This window comes from Aquabacterium sp. (assembly GCF_049317225.1).
Taxonomy (GTDB): Bacteria; Pseudomonadota; Gammaproteobacteria; order Burkholderiales; family Burkholderiaceae_C; genus Aquabacterium.
This window is the reverse complement of sequence record NZ_JBMOIR010000014.1, coordinates 57,971-75,103: the sequence shown is the minus strand read 5'-3', so window position 1 is coordinate 75,103 and position 17,133 is coordinate 57,971. Positions and strand designations below refer to the sequence as shown.

Sequence of the window (17,133 nt, the reverse complement as noted above, 5' to 3'; positions counted from 1 at the left end):
GGTTAGAGCAGCGGACTCATAATCCGTTGGTGCCGGGTTCGACTCCCGGGGGGCCTACCAGCTTCACCAAAGAAAAAGCCTCACTCGGCGAGTGAGGCTTTTTGTATTCAGGCGTGCATTGCAGCCGGCCTTAAAAAGCGCAACAGCCGCCCTCGATAGGGCAGCCCATCGGCTTCAGGGGTGTCCAGCGTTGATTCGGTGAGGGAAAAACCCAGGGCTGACATGCGCTTGATGAACGGTGACCGATTGCCCCGATTGGGGTCGACGATCAGCACTTCGGCGCAGGGCATGGCGTGTCGCGCGATGAAGCCTGCGAGGTGTCCGTCCACATCACGTTCGTACAGCACGTCGCTGCCCATGATGAGATCGAAGCGGCCTTGAACAGCGGGATGTCGGTTGTGAACCGGTTCGCTGATGTCTGCAGCCCAGTCACCATGTCGATAGGTGAGGGGCGGGAGTTCGTTGAGCGCCACGTTGTCCATCAGGAAATGCAGCGCCAAAGGGTGTGCGTCAGAAGCAGTGATATCCATGCCACGACGGTGGCAAACGAGGCTGGCCAAAGCCAGTCCGCAGCCAATTTCCAAGACGCGCTCGCCAGAGACGAGCAGTCGGGATGCCATGTGGGCGGCCAATTGCAGCCCAGATGGCCAGAGGACGCCAAAAAGCGGCCAGTTGGCTTCAGAGAAGCCGGCGGCAGTCGCCTCCCCGTGAGGGTCGGCGTACTGCTGCCTGTCCAGCAGCGAGCGAATCAGCAGATTGTCTGTGCCTCGTATGGCAACCTGAGTTTGTTTGGTCTGGTAGCCGGGCTCTGCTGATCGCATCACTTGGACCGATCGGGATCAGTAGCGACGACCGCCGCCACCGAAACCGCCGCGACCGCCGCCGCCGAAACCGCCGGCAGGGCGCTCTTCACGAGGACGGGCCTCGTTCACCACCAACGCGCGGTTTTCGAACGACTGGCCGTTCAAGCCGCGGATGGCAGCTTGTGCTTCGTCGCGCGAACCCATCTCCACAAAGCCGAAGCCCTTGGAGCGGCCCGTGTCGCGGTCAACCATGACCTTGGCGGAGTTGACGCTGCCAAATTGAGCGAATTGCTGTTGGAGGTCATCGTCGCGCATCGAGTAGGGCAGGTTGCCGACGTAAAGCTTGTTGTCCATTGTGGACCCTTTCAGAACATGCTGCGGAGAGTCGAAGGCCTGCCGCAGCGTCAGGCCGAATGTCTGAATTGACTCAGAAGCGACGGCGTGGGGGCGCAGAAGGCGCACCGTTTGCACGAGGCTCCAGATGACGGAAGGTGATGCGACCCTTGGTCAGATCGTAGGGCGACAGTTCCAGCGACACCTTGTCACCCGCCAGGATGCGGATGCGGTGTTTGCGCATCTTGCCGCCGGTGTACGCCACCAGGCTGTGGCCGTTTTCCAGCGTGACGCGGAAACGGGAGTCGGGCAGCACTTCGTCGACCTGTCCACGCATTTCAATGAGTTCTTCTTTGGCCATGGATGAATCCTTATTCGAAAAGCAATGAGCAGCCTGTGTCGCCGTCAAGCGGGCAAGGCAGGCTGACGGAGGTAGCTCAAGCCTTGATCCAGCGCGAAGCGCGCGGCGGCTTGTGCAGTGGGAAACAGCGGGGTGAAGCGATACACGCGATCGTGTGTGCCAGAGCCGCGGCCACTGCGAATGGAGAGCGAAGCGGCGTACTGGCCGTCTTCGGTTTGCCGGGTGAGGGGGGACAGCGCAAAGCGACCCACCGTTTGGGCTTGGGGAGAGAGATGATTCAAAAAGTTGTGGGCTGCGAGATGGCGCAGCCAATAAGCGGGTCAAGCGACATCACGACCGGGTTGGTGTCGGATGTGAACTGACGAATGGAGAGGATTCTTGTCCTGCCTGACAGCGAACCACCGCAAGGGATGGATCTCAGACTGAGCGGGAGCGATGAACCAGACGAAGCTTGCCTGGGAGGGCATCGCACGAGGCCAAATGCTGGCTCAGGTCAGATGCTGAAGGTGCAACGCGTACGTAATGCGTGCAGAACGTCATGTGCTGCGGAGGAAAGCGAAACGGCAGCAAACGCAAACACTATAACAGCGAACAGAAAATTGTGCTGGCTTTTTTATTGCGTCGAATGTGACTGGCCGGGCTCACGGGTGACGACGGCCACCCGAAGGCCGTTCAGCGTGGTGGAGCGTTGGGCCACCAGTTGGCTGCCGTGCACCGTGGCAATGCGTGTGGCGATGAACCAGCCCAGGCCGCTGCCGGAGGCCGCGTGGCCCGATGCACGGAAAAAACGCTCGCCCAGGCGATGCAGATCGGCTTCGCTCATCCCCGGTCCGCTGTCATCGACGGTCAGCCACGTGGGACCCGTGGCCGGGATGTGAGCGACGATGTGCGCGTGCTCGGGGCAGTAGCGAATGGCGTTGTCGACCAGGTTGCGGATGAGGGCCATCAGCAAGGGCTCGTTGCCCATGGCTTCCCGCTGAGGCGGTGCGTCGAGCTCAATGGTTTGGGCTTTGTCCAGGGCTTTGTCGGCCAGGTCGGCGATCACGGTGCGTGTCAGGCGCACCCAGTCGGTGGGCTGAAGGGGGGGGGCATCGCCGGCTTCCAGTCGTGCCAGCATCAGCAACTGGTCGATCAGGCGGGCCGCGCGGTCACAGCCGGCCATGGTGGCCTGAAGCGCATGCTGGCGCTGGGCGTCGGTGGTGGACATTTGGGCCACCTGTGCCTGCGTGCGGATGGCCGACACGGGGGTGCGCAGTTCATGCGCGGCGTCGGCGGTGAAGCGCCGCTCTGATGCCAGTAAGCCTTCGATGCGCACGAACAGTGCATTCAAGGCCTCGATGGCTGGGGTCATTTCGGTGGGAGCGTGGGCCAGTTCGATGGGGGCCAACTCTTCGGCATGTCGGCCTTTGAGGGTGCGCGCCAGCTCGGCGAGGGGCGTCATGCCGCGTCGCACCGCCCACCAGATCAACAGCGCGAGCATGGGTAAGGCCAAACCCAGTGCAGTGAGCATGCTGCGCATGGCCGAGGTCAGGATGTGTGTGCGGGCGGAGACGCTTTCGCCCACATGCACGACCACATCGCTGGCGTCACCTCGGGTTGAAAACACTCGCCATCGCTGACCGTCGATCACCTGCGCGCTGTAGCCATGGTCGTGATCGGCCAAGGGAGTGAGGGGGGCTTGTGCCGAACGCCGCACCAGCACACCCTCATGCCAGACTTGGAATACCACCTTTGGCGCATAGCGGTGCAGGGTGGGCGCATCTGGGGTCGAATCGTGCTCAATCGACTCCCCGCTTTGCTGCACCACCAGCAGTGCGGCCGCTTGGGCCAGGTGGCCATCCAGCAGTTCATCGAGTTCGTGTTGCACCTCTCGCCACACGATCACGGCGGTGACGAGCCAGACCGCCGTGACGGCGCCCAGCACCATCCACAGCACGCGTCGTTGCAATGACTGTCGGGATGCCATGGGTTCAGCTCCCGGCCTTGGGGATGCGGTAGCCCACGCCACGCACGGTCTGAATCACGGCGGGGCCCAGTTTGCGACGCAGGTGATGGATGTGGACCTCGATGGCGTTGCTCTCGATTTCTTGTCCCCAGCTGTAGAGATGCTGCTCCAGTTGCTCGCGCGACAGCACGCGACCGGCATTGAGCATCAGTGCGTGAAGCAGGTCGAACTCGCGGGTGTTCAGGCTCACGTCGCCTGCTGCGGTGCGGACGGTGCGTGCTGCGGGGTTGAGCTCGATCCCTTGGGCAAGCAACAGGTCTTGCGGTTGCCCATGAGCCCGTCGAACGATGGCCCGCAAGCGTGCGGCCAGTTCATGCAGGTCCACAGGTTTGACGACATAGTCGTCCGCGCCGATGTCGAGGCCCCGAACGCGGTCGGGCACGGCATCGCGGGCAGTCAGCACCAGGATCGGGGTGTGGATGCCTTTCTGGCGGACGCTGGCCAGCACATCCAGCCCATCTTTGCGGGGCAGCCCCAAGTCCAGAACGGCCGCAGCGTGTGCTTGTTGCACCAGTTCATGTTCGGCGGCCACACCATCGCGCACCCAGTCCACCTGAAAGCCCGAGGCGCGCAGACCGGCTTGCAAACCGTCGCCGAGCAGGGGATCGTCTTCGATCAGCAGGATGCGCATGGGGGCACCGGTCGATGTGTGGGGCGCAAAAAAGGGATCGTTTCAGTTTACGTCAGTCATCGTCATCGGTGTGATGGCCGTGCTGGGCGTGTGTGGTGTGATGGTCGGTGGGCGCGGGGCGGGTTTGCCACTGCCAGGCCCAGAAGACCAGTACACACATCCAGATCAATGCACCCAGCCATACCCGGTTGTGATGCACCAGGTCAGGTCCCTTGCCGGGGATGCGGCCGGTGACCATGGACATCACCTGCGTCGTGCCTTGTCGCTTGAATCCCATCACCAGCAAGCCGAGGTGTGCGATCACCAGCATCAAGGTGCCGTTGCCGGCAAACTCGTGGAACTCCTCCAGCGCGTCTTCCATGAAGGCGGCGTTGAACCATTCCTGATCCAGGGAGATGCCGCTCAACACCCCGCCCGTGGCCATGAGCAGGATGCCCACCACCGCCAGCATGTTGAGCGAAGGCCGCAGGGACGTGATGCGTGACAGCAAATTGCTGGGGCGCAGGGTCCACAACGGGCGCAGACGAGCACCCCAGCTGCTCAGTCGTGCCGGCCGTGGCCCGATCAGCCCCCACACGACCCGCGCCACGATCAGGCCAGCCATGGTGTAGCCCAGCGTGGTGTGAAGCAGGCGCAGGGACTCGGATTCAGCCGTGGCATAGGCGCCGGCAAAGCTGAGAGCGAGCAACCAGTGGAGGGTGCGCGTCGGCGCATCCACCGTGCGGCGGCGTATGGGCGGCAGGGACTGTGCGGAGGCGGTCGGGCGGTTGCCCGCTGTGTCAGCGAGGAATTTGGATGTCGTGTTCATGGAAGCGTCCTTGATCAGCTTGTGGGTGGCAGGCCATGCAGTTGGCAGGACTGCCAATGGCCTTGCGACGCCAGATCCCGGCAGGCAGTTCGTCGTGTTCATGGACAAACCGGGCCGATTGGGTGATGCGGTTGGGGGCAGGGCCGTCTTGCGTGCGGCGTGCTGGGCGTGCGTTGGCTTCGAGCCATTGCGTGAGTTGCGCCACCGTTTGGGCGTCCAGTGAAGCGTCACTGCCAAAGTGTTGAGGCAGCTCACGCATCACACGGCGCCATGACGCGGCGGGCAACAGACTCGGGGCATAGGCCAGATGGCAGGCACTGCACTCTTGTTGATAGGTGGGCAGCAGTGGCACGCGGGCGAGTCGGTGCTCGTCGCCATCGGCCCATGCGGGGGCGACCAGCCTCTTGGCTGTACGCAGCAAGCAGATCCGCCGGTCGGCTGGCTTGCGCCCCGGCTTGGCTGGCGGGCAGCATGCTCAGGGCCAAGGCCTGGCCGGTCATCCAGTGTGGTGTGGGCATCATCGTGCACCTCCTTGATGAGGATGATGGCCATGCATCCTTAGCGCAGTCTTAAGGTTCAGGCACCGGAGGCCTTGCCGCACAATGCGCTGGTGTCGACTGCCCCGCTGAGATTGATGTGAGCGACCCCAACGTACCTTCTCCCCCAACCGGACTGGACGCACAAACCGTGGCACAACGGCGTGCAGCATGCGGCTTCAATGACATGGCCGATCGGGAAACGCACGGCTTCTGGCGCACGATCCAGAACGTGGCAACCGAGCCCATGTTTCTGCTCCTGATCGTGGCGGCGGCCATCTACCTGGTCATTGGGGACCTGGGAGAGGGCTTGCTGCTGGCGTTCTTTGCGGTGGTCACCGTCGGCTTGGTGATTTTTCAGGAACGCCGCAGCGAGCGTGCGCTGGATGCCTTGCGGGAGTTGGCAGCCCCCCAGGTTCGGGTGCTGCGTGAGGGACAGACTCTGCGCATTCCTGCGCGCGAGTTGGTGCCGGGCGATTGGTTCTGGCTGGCCGAAGGTGAGCGCGTGGCGGCCGACGCCGTTTTGCGTCAGGCCAGCAGCATGTCGGTGGATGAGTCCCTGCTGACTGGCGAGTCGGTGCCGGTCCGCAAGGCCCATCTGACAGGCCCTGCGCCTGCCGGTACCCAGCCGCCTGGAGGCGATGACAGCCCTTTCGTATATGCCAGCACGCTGGTGGTGGACGGGCATGGCCTGGCCGAGGTGCTGCAAATTGGTCGGGCCACGCGTGTGGGGCAGATTGGCGCCTCGCTGGCCACCATCGAAATGGCGCCCACGCCACTGGAGCAACACCTGCGCAAACTGGTGCGCGTGTTTGGCGTGATGGCATTGGTGTTCAGCGTGTCGCTGGTGCTGTGGTACGGCCTGCTGCGGGGGCAGTGGGTGCAAGGCACGCTGTCAGGGATTGCGCTGGGCATGGCCATGCTGCCCGAAGAGTTTCCGATGGCCCTGGCGGTGTTTTTGGCCATGGGGGCCTGGCGATTGGCGCGCATTCAAGTCTTGGCCAAGCGCCCGGCGGTGATCGAGGCCTTGGGGGCGGCCACCGTGCTGTGCGTCGACAAGACGGGAACGCTGACGGAAAACCGCATGCGCCTGAGCCGTCTGGTGTGTGCAACGGGCGAGCCGGCCGACGTGGGCGAGTCGGACTTGCCCGAGTTTGCGCACCGCTTGCTGGAGACGGCCATGTTGGCCTCCCGACGTGGCAGCGTGGACCCGATGGATCGCGCCGTGCTGGCGGCTGGCGACCGGGCCCTGGCCGAGTCCGAGCACCTGCACCCCGACTGGCAACTGCAACGTGAATACCCGCTCAGCCCGGCCTTGCTCGCCATGTCTCACGCGTGGACCATGCCGGACGGGCGCTGCCGAGTGGCCGCCAAAGGTGCCCCCGAGGCCATTGCCGATTTGTGCCACTTCCCCTCCGAAGCCACACAGGTTTTCATGCACCAGGCCCATGCCTTGGCCGAACAGGGCTTTCGGGTGTTGGCGGTGGCCGAGGGCGTGTCCCGTGATGGTGCGGTACTAGGCGGTCAGCACGACTATGACTTCGAAGCGCTGGGCTTTCTGGCCTTTGAAGACCCCTTGCGCGCCAGCGTGCCCGTGGCGGTGGCTGACGCCCGCCAGGCCGGGATTCAGGTAGCCATGATCACCGGTGACCATGCGGCCACTGCCCTGGCCATTGCCCGCCAGGCCGGCATCGATACCATCCACGGGGCACTCAGCGGTGAACAGATGGCGCAGATGGACGATGCGGCCCTGGCTTTGGCCGTGGGGCAGGTGCGTGTTTTTGCGCGAGTGATGCCGGAACAAAAGCTGCGATTGGTGCAGGCCTTCCAGGCTCGCGGCGAGGTCGTGGCCATGACGGGCGATGGGGTCAACGACGCCCCCGCGCTCAAGGCAGCCCACATTGGCATTGCCATGGGCGCGCGCGGCACCGATGTGGCCCGCGAAGCCGCAGGACTGGTGCTGTTGGACGAGGACTTTGGCCGCATCGTGGGCGGTGTGCGCATGGGGCGACGGATTTTCGACAACCTGCGCAAGGTGATGACCTATATCACCGCCATCCATGTGCCGATTGCTGGACTGGCGTTGTTGCCGGTGCTGATGGGTTTGCCACCCCTCATGTTGCCGGTGCACGTGGTGCTGACCGAAATGGTGATTGACCCCGTTTGCTCACTGGCGTTTGAGGGGGCTCCCGAAGACCCGCGCAGCATGCAACGACCGCCACGTAAGGGAGATGAAAGCATCGTCGGCTGGCCGATGTTGCTGCAAGGTTTGTGGCAAGGTGGTCTGCTGTTGGCGGTGACCCTCGCCATTTACGGGGTGGCCCTGCATCAGGCCATGCCCGAAGACGTGGCCCGCACGCTGGCGATCGTGAGTCTGACCTTGGGTAACCTGCTGCTGGTGGGCACCAATGCCTCCGCAGGTTTGGGCTGGCGCGCTTTGCTGGGGCCTGGCTTTGGCGCATTTTGGGTGGTGAGCGGCATCACCCTCACCACTTTATGCCTGGGTGTGTTGGCCCCTTCCGTGCGGCAACTGCTGCACTTTGGTCAACCGACGTGGGCGGCGATGGCTGCGGCCGTCTCCTTGGTGGCACTGGCCGTTGCGGTGGGGGCATGGGGCACGCCTCGGCTGCGGCTTCAGGGAAGGATCTGAGTAGGGCGCAGTCAGAAATGCGCACAAATTGGCACCTGCCCCAGTAAGGAAATCGGACGTGCGTGCAAGTTCTTCGGGTTTTCCCTATACTGCGCGCCATTCATTGCTCTCTATTCCATCATGAACAACCCGCAAGCCGGTTTGAACCTCATGTTGGGGCTGGGCCTGGCGCCACTCAATGCCGCTTCGGCCTACTGCTCACAACTTGAGCGAGGTTCTCCCAACTCGCTGCAGACGCACGAGCGTGCGTTCGCACGAGCCCTCAACACGATGAACTCTCAGCTGTTCAGCCTGGGACTGGATGCGCTGAACGCTTCACGCGATGCGGTGCGCAGCGCGGGTGAGGCAGGTGTACCCGAGGCCGTGGTCAGTGCGACCGACTCGGTGTTGGCGCAGCAAGAAGCGTCTCTGCGTGAAACCGCACGCAAAGTGGTGCGCATGGCGTACGCCTACTGAGCGGCGCTCGGAAATGAAAAAGGGCGCAGGCTTTGCGCCCGCGCCCTGATTTTGAGACCGCTGCGAGATTACAGGCCGGCGTTCTTCAGGCGGTTGGCCTGCTGACGATAGACCTCGACCGGGCTGGTCTCGAAGATGTTGACCAGACCGAAGAACTGGTTCACTTCATCCAGGTGGTTCATCTTGTAGTCGGTGCGGATGACCTGACCCAAGTTCATCGAGCAACTGGACACCAGGCCATCGTTGGCCTTGCCATTGAAGAAGGCGCCGGTGAGGCCCAGGGCAGCATCACCCACATCCAGCAAGTTGGTGAATTGCTTGTTACCACCCCACGAGTAGTAGCGCACACCGTTCACAACGTAAGCACCCTCACCGCAAGCGGTGGTCGGGATGCCAGCTGGGAACTTCTTGTTGAAAGCATTGGAGCCAGCGGTGGTCAAGGACACCAGCGCGGCTTCCGCATTGGCTGGCAGTTGACCGTTCCCCGACAGTGTCTGAATCAGAGCGACCAGTGTGGAGTCAACGATCGTCTTGGCTGCGGCAGTCAATGGGCTGCCATCAGGCAGAACGCCACGAACGGCATCAGCAAAGTCAGAGCCACGGTTCACGCCCCCGACGCTGGTCACCGAAGCCACCAAGTTCGGCGCCACGCCAGCCACATAGCGTGCGGTGGGGCCGCCATGGCTGTGACCCACGAGGTTCACTTTGGATGCGCCGGTGATGGCCAGAATCTGCTTGACTTGTGACAGCAGTTGTTCGCCACGGACCTCGGTGGAGTTGGCGGCAGACACCTGGGTCACATAGACCTTGGCGCCATCTGCGCGCAGCGCGTCAGGAATCTTGTACCAGTAGTCCACGGTGCCAGCGATGGTGTCCCAGCCAAACAGGCCATGAACCAGCACGATCGGGTACTTGGTCTGGGTGTAGCCAGCCGCCTGGGCGTTGGCAGAGGGCAGCAGACCCACGAATGTGGCTGCGGCAGCGATCAGGAAGGAAGCAAAGCGTGTCTTCATGAAGGTCTCCATTTATTGATACGCCGTCAGGCGCAATTTTTCGTTCTCTCTGAAATTCGCTTCTTTGTAGGCTTCTGCTGCCGCTTCGTTGGCTTTGCGCAGGTTCAGGTATTGCTGAACGCGTGCTTGCCATGCGGCTTCTTCTTCATCCAGTTTTGCCAGGCGTTGGGCGGCGTCGGCCCCAACCAGGCGAGTGCGGATGGCCTGCACCTCTTGAGCAGAGGCTCCGCGTTCGCGAGCTTCGGCAACGGCCTGGCTCACGGTCAAATGCAGGACAGGTTCATTGCGATTGGCCTGCATGTCCGGGGGAAGCTGCGCGGTCAGATCGCGCAACTTGTTTTCCTTGTCTGTGGGGCTCAGGGTGCTGTCTTGAGCGATGCGCAGTCGGGCCAGTGCATCGTCATCCCTGGCGTCGTCCGGTCCGAAGAGCTGGGCAATTTCGACGCTGGAAAAATGGCGGGCCCGCACCTCGCGGATGGCGCGCAGTTGATGGCCCAGTGCATCTGCATCGGTGGTGCCGGATGCAACAGGCGTCAAACGAGCGAGTTCAGTCTTGAACGACAGGTAAGCGTCCAGCAGCTTTGTTGCACGGGCGAGTGCCGCGTCATTGAGCTCTTTGCGCAGATCCTTCAGGATGTCTGCTTTGATGGCCGTCAGGGGCTTCTCGCCAAAGGTCGTGAGCCAGTAGTCAAAGCGGCGCAGCAGATCGGGGCTGACAATCAGCTCGCCGTTGCCGTCATGCAGCGCACCGTCTGGGACCGTCCCTTTCAGCGAAGGGGCCGGGAGTGCTTGAATGATGCCGGCGGGCGATGTGGACTGCTGAGCGACGTCAGACGGCTGGTCGGCTTGAAACAGGCGATAGCCATATACGCTCAGCGCTGCCACCAAGGCAGACGTGGACAGCCAGAGCAGGCGGCCAGAGCGGTTGGCAGTGATCGTGATCCCGTTGTGCATGAGGCGGTCTGTTGCGATTCATGTAACGCCAACCCATCGACCAGGATGCGGCCCGATAAAGATGTGACGTTGCGTGGAATATGTTGCGGTGAGCCGTCATTTGAGCGCTTAGGTTCAATGTGTGACATTGGTGCATCCCCCAGTTAGGGGATACCCGCTCAGGCAAGGGGGCGCGGCCTTGAAAGGTTTTTGAAATTTTTGTCATCCAGGCTTCGATGTCGCGCGTTAGAGGGTCATGTCCATTTTGTGAGCAGGTCCATGAACCGCTACACCGAACAACAACTCTTGAATTTCTGCGTGGCTCAGCACGGTCGGTTCGACCCTGCTGCTTGGCAGCATGTCGAGGGCGTGACGCCCGAGCAGAAGGCTTGCGCAATGTTGTTGTTGTCTAACGCTCGCTGGTATGGCCGTTTGCAGGAAATGCGCGATCTGGTGGGGCAATCCATCCCCAACCAAACGGGGCGTTTGACGGAACTGGCCAGCCGGGTTGGTTTCAACACAGGCCTGTTTGTGCAGCGTCTGCAGTCGCAACTCTGGTTGAGCACCGAACCCAAGCGCTGACTTATCCCCGTTTCCTGTGGATAAGTATGTTGGCAAACTTTGGGGAACCGCGCGTTCCCCTAAGGAAGAGGCTAGGGTGCCTATAAATTAGGCAGCGGATGCCCGTCTCAGGGCATCAGGATCATTTCATCAAACATCACATGTTTGATGCGTGTCTTGAGGTGCTGCTCCCTCAAATAGTCATTGACACCGCTCTCAATGGCTTCCCCCAGATTCACCATGCCGTCCGGTCCGGTGATGTCGTCTTCGTTCATGTCTGCAGCCACCTGTTCCACCACGGTTTTCAGTGCCGTGGCGTGAGGCTCCAGAATGCTCTGATCGTCTTTGTTCTTGAGCTGCAGATTGACTTTGACGCTCAACATTCGTCCGTCGGTCATCTGGGCTGCAACCTTGCTGATGCCGAGCCAGATGGGCACGGGGCGATTGCTGGTCTGAGGCTTGGCGTAGGTGTTGAAAAGCCAAGCCCCGACGCCCAGAATGAGAATGCCCAGGCCGATGGAGATTTCCATCACCCAATCACTGCGGTTCTCAGAAGAAGCGGTCGAAGTGGCCATGCAAGAGATCCTCTTTTGTTGGATAAGTGGAACCTTACTATGACACCCCTCATGTGAGGGGTATCCCACAAAAAGCATGGCGGAATCTTTTCACACAAGACGCTGCCGTAACGGATCAGTCCATCCACATGGGGCGATCGGTCTCCATGTTTTGCATCAGATCGATTTGTTGTCGCAACAGGTCGGTCTGCTGTTGCCAGTAACTGGGACTGGCGAACCAGGGAAAGGCTGTGGGGACGGCCGGGTCGTTCCAGCGGCGGGCCAGCCAGGCACTGTGGTGAATGAGTCGGAGCGTGCGCAAGGGCTCGATCAGTTTGAGTTCTCGCCAGTCAAACTCGGCCACCGATTCGTAACCGTCCAGAAGTGCATTCAGTTGTTGTTGGCGCTCTCGTGACTCCCCGCTCAGCAGCATCCAGAAATCTTGGACGGCGGGCCCCATGCAGGCGTCGTCCAGATCCACAAAATGCGGGCCTTCAGGCGTCCACAGGACGTTTCCGGGGTGGCAGTCGCCATGGAGGCGACGGTATCGCAGGTCATCCATGCCCTCAAACGCTGCCTGGGCCAGATCAATGGCTTGATCGGACATGGCGGACCAATTGGCTCGCTGCTCAATGGGGATGATGTCTTGCTCCAGCAGCCATTGGCGGGGGGCTCGCCCCATGGTGTGGGCGTCCAGTCGCAGGCGGTGCGCAAAGGGGTGCTTTGATCCGACAACGTGAAGCCGGGCCAGAAAGCGTCCCAGCCAACTGAGAACGTCCGGGTCTTCGAGTTCGGGGGCGCGGCCGCCGCGTCGGGGGCTGATGGACACACGATGCCCGCTCACGCATCCCAAGGTCTGATGGGGGCCCAGGATGTGACTGGGCGTGGACAGGCGAGGGTGATCGACGGCGGTGAGCGTCAGCGGCGGGACGGCGGGTACTTCGCCTTCGAGCAGTTCTTGGGCGAACGCGTGCTCTTCCAGAATTTGCTCGTCACGCCAACGACCAGGTCGGTAAAACTTGGCGACGACAAAGCCGCCGTCTTCCAGCCCCACCTGAAAGACTCGGTTTTCGTAAGAGTTCAGTTGCAGGAGCCGACCGTCCACCCTTTGCCCCAAAGACTCGATGATGTCGAGCGCGAGGTCGGGTGTGAGGTCGGCGTAGGGCGTGTCGGTCGCAGATGCAGGCATGCCGCATCTTAGCTGCGACGACGGCTCACTCCAGTTGGGCCGCGTTGGCCATGGCCTTGAGCAGGCAGGAGTTGATGTCCTTGAAATCGATCATCAGTCGCTCGGCGGCATCCTTGATGTCGAACACGTTGTTGCCTTCCACGGCTTTCACCAGCTGGAAGTAAGGCTCGTAGGGACCGCTTTCGTCTGCCAGCGCCTGGTACACCCGCTCCGGAACCGGGATGGTCTTGAGCAGGACGTTGAAGGGTTGACGGAACATCCGGTCGAGCAGAGAGAACACGCCACAGATGAAGAGTTCGTTGCGCATCTCGTCGTCGCCGCTGATGCGAGCCAGCTCTTCCATCAGCAGACCACGTCGCACCGCGGCAAACATGACTGGGCGCATGTTGGGGTCCTTGCTGGCGGTGGCCAACAACAGAGCCAGCCAGCGCTTCAGGCGCTGGTAGCCCAGGATCATGATGGCGTGACGGAAGGAGCTGATTTCAACCGACAGACCGAAGGCCGGCGAGTTGATGTAACGCATCAACTTGAAGGCCAGAGGGGGATCACGCTTGAGGGTGTTCTCCAGCACTTCAATGTCTTCACCGCGGTGCACCTGGTCAATCAATTGCACGATGACTTGCAGGGCGGGTTGATCCGCGGGCTTGCTGCCTTCCTGGATCACGTCGTCAATGGGCCAGCCCAGCACGGCCATCGCCCCCTTGCGGAAGGCGGTTTCCATGTCTGCCACATTGGTGACGCCGGCTTGAACGTGACTGATGGTGCGCACGGTGCCGGCCGGGGCTGTGCTCGGGGCTTGCGCACCACTGCCACTGTGAATGCGGCGGTCTTCTTCAAAGTCGATGATGGAGTGCTTGAAGCAAGGCAGCACCTCTTTGGGCAACTCCTGCAACGGGCGCCCCTTGAGCAACAAGGTGTTGCCGTTGGACGCCAGTGTCTGGATCGGGGTGATGTTGACCGCGTCGCCAGCCATGAAGGCCGGGACTTCCATCAGGATGTGGGTGGCAGGCTGGGCGACCATCAGGTCGTGCAGCAGCGTCTCACTGGTGACGTTGAGCCAAAGTTGTGTGCCGCCCACGGGCCAGGCTTCGCTGATGGCTTCAAGCAGGGCGCCTGCATCGAGCGGTGCGCCAGGGACCAGGGGTAGAACCGTGAGCCGTGTGGCAATCACCGCACGATTGCGGTCAATGACAGGGCTGTAAGCCAGAGCAGTCTGGCCAAGGATGGGGTGATCCATGAAAGGTGAATCCGGGTGGTAAACAGGTCAGCAGTTGCTGTTAGCCAATATATTGGAACAGCGACAACTTCTGTATGGAAGCATAGCTTTGTAACGCCGCTTGGTAACCACTTTGCCGATTCGTGAATTCTGAAATGGCCTCGGTCATATCAAGGTCTTCAGCGTTGGATTTTTCCGTCTTTGCAGCCAACTTGAGAGCGCTGTTGCGACTTTCGATGCCGTCCATGCGGTTGAGCGTTTCGCCAACGGCCGAGCGACTGCCTTGCATGTTGCCGAGGACGCTGTCGAGTTCGGTCACCCCTGTGTTGACGGCCTGCATGACCTGACCATTGTTGATGCCAGCCGTTTTGAGTGTGGAGATGGCTTTGTCGAGGCTGTCGAAAATGCTCAAATCGGGCTCGGACTGTCCTACTGTGAACTTGTCACCGTTGCCGGGCCCCCCACTGATGGTGACCGACATGCCCAAACCGGGGATGTCGATGGCTTTGCCGGCCTTGTAAGCCTGGCCACTGACAAGCGTGGTACCGCTGTCGTCCAGAATGTCGTAGGTCGTGGTGGAGCCAGAGACGTTGAACACCACCGAGTAACTTGGGGGCGTTGCTGCGCTGCTGGGGTACGGCAGTTGTGACGGGTTGGTCACGGCACCGGAGGTGACCCAGGCGCTGCCACTGTTTCCGCTGTCGGGCGTAGCAGTGAAAACGCCGTTTCCAGACTTGGCTTGCAGCCATGCTTTGCGGCCATCGATGGTGAGATTCAAGGCTTCGCCAGAGGAAGCCATGATTTCGCCACTCTGACCTTGAAATTCCACGCCGGTAGGCGTGTCCACAAAGGGGGGCGAAGACGAGCCTTGGCCGCCGAACACATAGCCGCCGCCGCCGTCGGGCCGGTTGGCGACGTTCAGGAGTTGCTTGCGGATTTCTGCCAGCTTGTTGGCCAGAGCCGAGCGCTCACTGTCGGTGTAGCTGCCGTTACCGATGGCCACGAGTGTTTCACGCGCTGACTGCATCAGGTCAATCGAATCAGCCATGGCAGATTCGGCAATGTTCATCACATTGCGGCTGGCGTCGATGGCGCGTTGGTTGGCTTCGGTCCGAGCAATCGAGGTCAGGGCGCGCTCGGCGCGTGCCGCGGCAGTCGGATCGTCGCTCGCCTTGTTGACGCGCTTGCCCGAGGTCAGTTGCACCTGCGAGTTGCTCAGCTCTTGCTGGCGCTTTTGCAAGTTGACAATCGACTGTTCATAACTGAGGGATGTGGTGACGCGCATGGTCATGCTCCTGATCAGGCGGTGGTGTTGAGCAGGGTCTCGAAGACTTTCTGGGCCACCTGGAGAACTTTGGCAGCGGCTTGATAGGCCTGTTGAAACTGGATGAGTCGGGAGGCCTCTTCATCCAGATTCACGCCTGAGGTACTGGCGAGTGTCTGGTTAGCGCTGGTTTCCAGCGTGCTGGAGATACTGGCTTCGGTTTTGCCACTCTGAACCAGAACGCCCAGGTCACCAATCATCTGCGAGTAGGTGTCGGTCACCGACGCGTAGGTGGACCCGCCGTCCAGCGTGATCATGTTGGTGTTGTCACGCAAGGCCAGCATGGCTTGGGCGTTGCCGTTGTTGTTGGCAGGGAACGTGGTACTGGAGATGGTGATGCTGTCACCAGAGTACACGCCATCGGTAGCCAGCTCTTCGCCCTTGGGCACGCCGGTGAGCAGCATCTTGAAGCTGGCCGTGTCCACAGCCGGGTCAGGATCGCCGTCCGTGATGGGCTGCCCCGGGGTCCAGCCCGCTGTCCAGTAGGGCGTTGAGGCCCCGTCAGAATAGATTTCGTAGCGCAAGCCGCTGGCGTAACTGCTGTCCTCATAGAACTGCACAGTGACGGGCGGGGTGACACCGGACGGCAGGCTGGCGTGCAGCATCGTCATGGACGAGATGTCTGCCGTACCCTTGTTTTTGTTCTGCACGACAGAGGTGAACGGATCGCGTGCCCCCAGCGCAGCCACGTAGGGCGATGCAGCGGCAATGCCTTTGGGCGCGCTCAGTCCCAGCGTGATGTCGATCGCACTGGTGGTGTTGTTGAACATGGGCGTACCGGGGACACCATCTTGGTCAATGCCCAGGGACTGCTGCTTGTTGACCGCATCCGCGAACTGGGAGACAAACGCGTTCAGATTGGCACGTGTTTGTGTCAGGTCGGTATCCTGGAAGGTCAACAAGCCTTCCAGCGCACCGCCCGTGATCTGGTCGGAGTCCAGGATGCGGGAAGTGCCATTGGTGAGCAGTGCCACGCGGCCTTTGGATGAGTCAGTCGGGTCTCGGACGAGGGCAAGCGTTTCGGACTGGTTGCTCAGCACCAGCAACTGACCACTGCTCATGAACACGCTGAGCGAGCCGTCATCTGCTTCGACGGTATTGACCTGCACCAGTTTGTTGAGCTTGTTGACGAGCAGATCCCGCTGGTCCAGAAGGTCGTTGGCGCTATGGCCGATGCCGGTGTATTTGGCGATGTCCTGGTTCAGTGAGGCAATTTGCTTGGTGTAGGCGTTGATCTGGTCGACCGAGCTGCCCATGTCGGAGAGCACACCCGATTGCAGTTCTTCAATTTGCTGCGCAGCCGTGTTCACGCGGCTGACCCACTCTTTGGCGCGAGACAGCACCACCTGGCGTGCCGAGACATCCTGAGGCTGGTTGGATACGTCCACAAACGCATTGAGCATTTGGGATGCGGCGTAGCCCAGTCCGTTTTCACCGGTTGGCAGCACTTCCTCCAGTTGGGTCAGCTTGTTGAGTCGTGTCTGATCTGCTGCCGAACTGGCCGTGTTGATGTTGGCCTCACGGACCAGAAATTGATTGGTCGCGCGCGTGATGGTTGCCACGCGGACGCCCCGGCCAAAGAAGCCTGAGCCTGTGTAGAGGCCGCCTTCCGTGGCCAATTCCACTTGCTGGCGAGAGTAGCCGGGCGTGTTGGCGTTACTGATGTTGTGCGACGTGGTGTCGAGCATGGCCTGCGCGGCCAACATCGCGCTGGTGCCAAGAGAGTAGATGCCGGATCCCATCGTGTGCTCCTGTCAGCC

The 17,133-nt window shown here is 61.5% G+C and carries 18 protein-coding genes; 3 read left to right on the top strand and 15 right to left on the bottom strand.

Annotation, left to right across the window (positions count from 1 at the left end; genetic code table 11):
- Window positions 1-107: 107 nt before the first annotated feature.
- The 8 genes from ACOYNB_RS10365 to ACOYNB_RS10330 all read right to left on the bottom strand — a co-directional run bounded on the left by ACOYNB_RS10365 (window position 108) and on the right by ACOYNB_RS10330 (window position 5,362).
- Entirely contained in the window at window positions 108-821 is a 714-nt protein-coding gene (locus ACOYNB_RS10365; RefSeq protein WP_422839005.1) for a class I SAM-dependent methyltransferase, read from the bottom strand.
- A gap of 18 nt (window positions 822-839) precedes the next feature.
- The gene (locus ACOYNB_RS10360; protein WP_422839004.1) at window positions 840-1,157 is read right to left on the bottom strand and encodes an RNA recognition motif domain-containing protein; all 318 of its coding nucleotides are present in this window, start codon (window positions 1,155-1,157) and stop codon (window positions 840-842) included.
- A gap of 73 nt (window positions 1,158-1,230) precedes the next feature.
- On the bottom strand, window positions 1,231-1,497 hold the full coding sequence (gene infA / locus ACOYNB_RS10355) for a translation initiation factor IF-1 (protein WP_374256827.1): 267 nt from the start codon (window positions 1,495-1,497) through the stop codon (window positions 1,231-1,233).
- A gap of 44 nt (window positions 1,498-1,541) precedes the next feature.
- On the bottom strand, window positions 1,542-1,778 hold the full coding sequence (locus ACOYNB_RS10350) for a hypothetical protein (RefSeq protein WP_422839003.1): 237 nt from the start codon (window positions 1,776-1,778) through the stop codon (window positions 1,542-1,544).
- A 332-nt stretch (window positions 1,779-2,110) separates the two neighbouring features.
- Window positions 2,111-3,463 carry an ATP-binding protein gene (locus ACOYNB_RS10345; protein WP_422839002.1) on the bottom strand — a complete coding sequence of 451 codons (1,353 nt, stop codon included), beginning with the start codon at window positions 3,461-3,463 and terminating at the stop codon, window positions 2,111-2,113.
- 4 nt (window positions 3,464-3,467) lie between these two features.
- Window positions 3,468-4,133, bottom strand: a complete 666-nt coding sequence (locus ACOYNB_RS10340; protein ID WP_422839001.1) for a winged helix-turn-helix domain-containing protein — start codon at window positions 4,131-4,133, stop codon at window positions 3,468-3,470.
- A 52-nt stretch (window positions 4,134-4,185) separates the two neighbouring features.
- A complete protein-coding gene (locus ACOYNB_RS10335) occupies window positions 4,186-4,941 on the bottom strand; it encodes a cytochrome b/b6 domain-containing protein (RefSeq protein WP_422839000.1) in 756 nt (251 codons plus the stop codon).
- Window positions 4,913-5,362: a diheme cytochrome c gene (locus ACOYNB_RS10330; RefSeq protein ID WP_422838999.1), complete on the bottom strand. Its 450-nt coding sequence runs from the start codon at window positions 5,360-5,362 to the stop codon at window positions 4,913-4,915. Before ACOYNB_RS10330 ends, ACOYNB_RS10335 begins: the two co-directional genes overlap by 29 nt.
- A 215-nt stretch (window positions 5,363-5,577) precedes the next feature.
- On the opposite strand from ACOYNB_RS10330, the gene ACOYNB_RS10325 reads away from it, so the two are divergent.
- Together ACOYNB_RS10325 and ACOYNB_RS10320 are read left to right on the top strand one after the other, a co-directional pair.
- Window positions 5,578-8,127: a cation-translocating P-type ATPase gene (locus ACOYNB_RS10325; RefSeq protein ID WP_422838998.1), complete on the top strand. Its 2,550-nt coding sequence runs from the start codon at window positions 5,578-5,580 to the stop codon at window positions 8,125-8,127.
- Window positions 8,128-8,247: 120 nt separating this feature from the next.
- Entirely contained in the window at window positions 8,248-8,583 is a 336-nt protein-coding gene (locus ACOYNB_RS10320; protein ID WP_374256817.1) for a hypothetical protein, read from the top strand.
- 68 nt (window positions 8,584-8,651) lie between these two features.
- Here the strand turns inward: ACOYNB_RS10320 and ACOYNB_RS10315 are convergent, their stop codons facing one another.
- Window positions 8,652-9,596 (bottom strand): esterase/lipase family protein, encoded by a 945-nt coding sequence (locus ACOYNB_RS10315; protein WP_422838997.1) that lies wholly within the window; start codon window positions 9,594-9,596, stop codon window positions 8,652-8,654.
- A 12-nt stretch (window positions 9,597-9,608) separates the two neighbouring features.
- On the bottom strand, window positions 9,609-10,550 hold the full coding sequence (locus ACOYNB_RS10310; protein WP_422838996.1) for a lipase secretion chaperone: 942 nt from the start codon (window positions 10,548-10,550) through the stop codon (window positions 9,609-9,611).
- A gap of 258 nt (window positions 10,551-10,808) precedes the next feature.
- On the opposite strand from ACOYNB_RS10310, the gene ACOYNB_RS10305 reads away from it, so the two are divergent.
- Window positions 10,809-11,111, top strand: coding sequence for a hypothetical protein (locus ACOYNB_RS10305; RefSeq protein WP_422838995.1), 303 nt, complete (start codon window positions 10,809-10,811; stop codon window positions 11,109-11,111).
- Window positions 11,112-11,218: 107 nt separating this feature from the next.
- Here ACOYNB_RS10305 and ACOYNB_RS10300 read toward each other — a convergent pair whose 3' ends face one another.
- The 5 genes from ACOYNB_RS10300 to flgK form a co-directional block, all read right to left on the bottom strand.
- Window positions 11,219-11,665, bottom strand: a complete 447-nt coding sequence (locus ACOYNB_RS10300; protein ID WP_422838994.1) for a flagellar basal body-associated FliL family protein — start codon at window positions 11,663-11,665, stop codon at window positions 11,219-11,221.
- Window positions 11,666-11,780: 115 nt separating this feature from the next.
- Window positions 11,781-12,833 (bottom strand): serine/threonine protein kinase, encoded by a 1,053-nt coding sequence (locus ACOYNB_RS10295; RefSeq protein WP_422838993.1) that lies wholly within the window; start codon window positions 12,831-12,833, stop codon window positions 11,781-11,783.
- Between the two features lie 25 nt (window positions 12,834-12,858).
- Window positions 12,859-14,070, bottom strand: a complete 1,212-nt coding sequence (locus ACOYNB_RS10290; protein WP_422838992.1) for an EAL and HDOD domain-containing protein — start codon at window positions 14,068-14,070, stop codon at window positions 12,859-12,861.
- Between the two features lie 40 nt (window positions 14,071-14,110).
- The gene (gene flgL / locus ACOYNB_RS10285; RefSeq protein WP_422838991.1) at window positions 14,111-15,334 is read right to left on the bottom strand and encodes a flagellar hook-associated protein FlgL; all 1,224 of its coding nucleotides are present in this window, start codon (window positions 15,332-15,334) and stop codon (window positions 14,111-14,113) included.
- A gap of 14 nt (window positions 15,335-15,348) precedes the next feature.
- Window positions 15,349-17,115: a flagellar hook-associated protein FlgK gene (gene flgK, locus ACOYNB_RS10280; RefSeq protein WP_422838990.1), complete on the bottom strand. Its 1,767-nt coding sequence runs from the start codon at window positions 17,113-17,115 to the stop codon at window positions 15,349-15,351.
- Window positions 17,116-17,133: the final 18 nt, after the last annotated feature.

Bases quoted from the DNA above. Each gene is read 5' to 3' on its own strand.
- ACOYNB_RS10365 (WP_422839005.1), bottom strand. From the start codon at position 821: ATGCGATCAGCAGAGCCCGGCTACCAGACCAAACAAACTCAGGTTGCC.
- ACOYNB_RS10360 (WP_422839004.1), bottom strand. From the start codon at position 1,157: ATGGACAACAAGCTTTACGTCGGCAACCTGCCCTACTCGATGCGCGAC.
- infA (WP_374256827.1), bottom strand. From the start codon at position 1,497: ATGGCCAAAGAAGAACTCATTGAAATGCGTGGACAGGTCGACGAAGTG.
- ACOYNB_RS10345 (WP_422839002.1), bottom strand. From the start codon at position 3,463: ATGGCATCCCGACAGTCATTGCAACGACGCGTGCTGTGGATGGTGCTG.
- ACOYNB_RS10340 (WP_422839001.1), bottom strand. From the start codon at position 4,133: ATGCGCATCCTGCTGATCGAAGACGATCCCCTGCTCGGCGACGGTTTG.
- ACOYNB_RS10335 (WP_422839000.1), bottom strand. From the start codon at position 4,941: ATGAACACGACATCCAAATTCCTCGCTGACACAGCGGGCAACCGCCCG.
- ACOYNB_RS10320 (WP_374256817.1), top strand. From the start codon at position 8,248: ATGAACAACCCGCAAGCCGGTTTGAACCTCATGTTGGGGCTGGGCCTG.
- ACOYNB_RS10315 (WP_422838997.1), bottom strand. From the start codon at position 9,596: ATGAAGACACGCTTTGCTTCCTTCCTGATCGCTGCCGCAGCCACATTC.
- ACOYNB_RS10310 (WP_422838996.1), bottom strand. From the start codon at position 10,550: ATGCACAACGGGATCACGATCACTGCCAACCGCTCTGGCCGCCTGCTC.
- ACOYNB_RS10305 (WP_422838995.1), top strand. From the start codon at position 10,809: ATGAACCGCTACACCGAACAACAACTCTTGAATTTCTGCGTGGCTCAG.
- ACOYNB_RS10300 (WP_422838994.1), bottom strand. From the start codon at position 11,665: ATGGCCACTTCGACCGCTTCTTCTGAGAACCGCAGTGATTGGGTGATG.
- ACOYNB_RS10295 (WP_422838993.1), bottom strand. From the start codon at position 12,833: ATGCCTGCATCTGCGACCGACACGCCCTACGCCGACCTCACACCCGAC.
- ACOYNB_RS10290 (WP_422838992.1), bottom strand. From the start codon at position 14,070: ATGGATCACCCCATCCTTGGCCAGACTGCTCTGGCTTACAGCCCTGTC.
- flgL (WP_422838991.1), bottom strand. From the start codon at position 15,334: ATGCGCGTCACCACATCCCTCAGTTATGAACAGTCGATTGTCAACTTG.
- flgK (WP_422838990.1), bottom strand. From the start codon at position 17,115: ATGGGATCCGGCATCTACTCTCTTGGCACCAGCGCGATGTTGGCCGCG.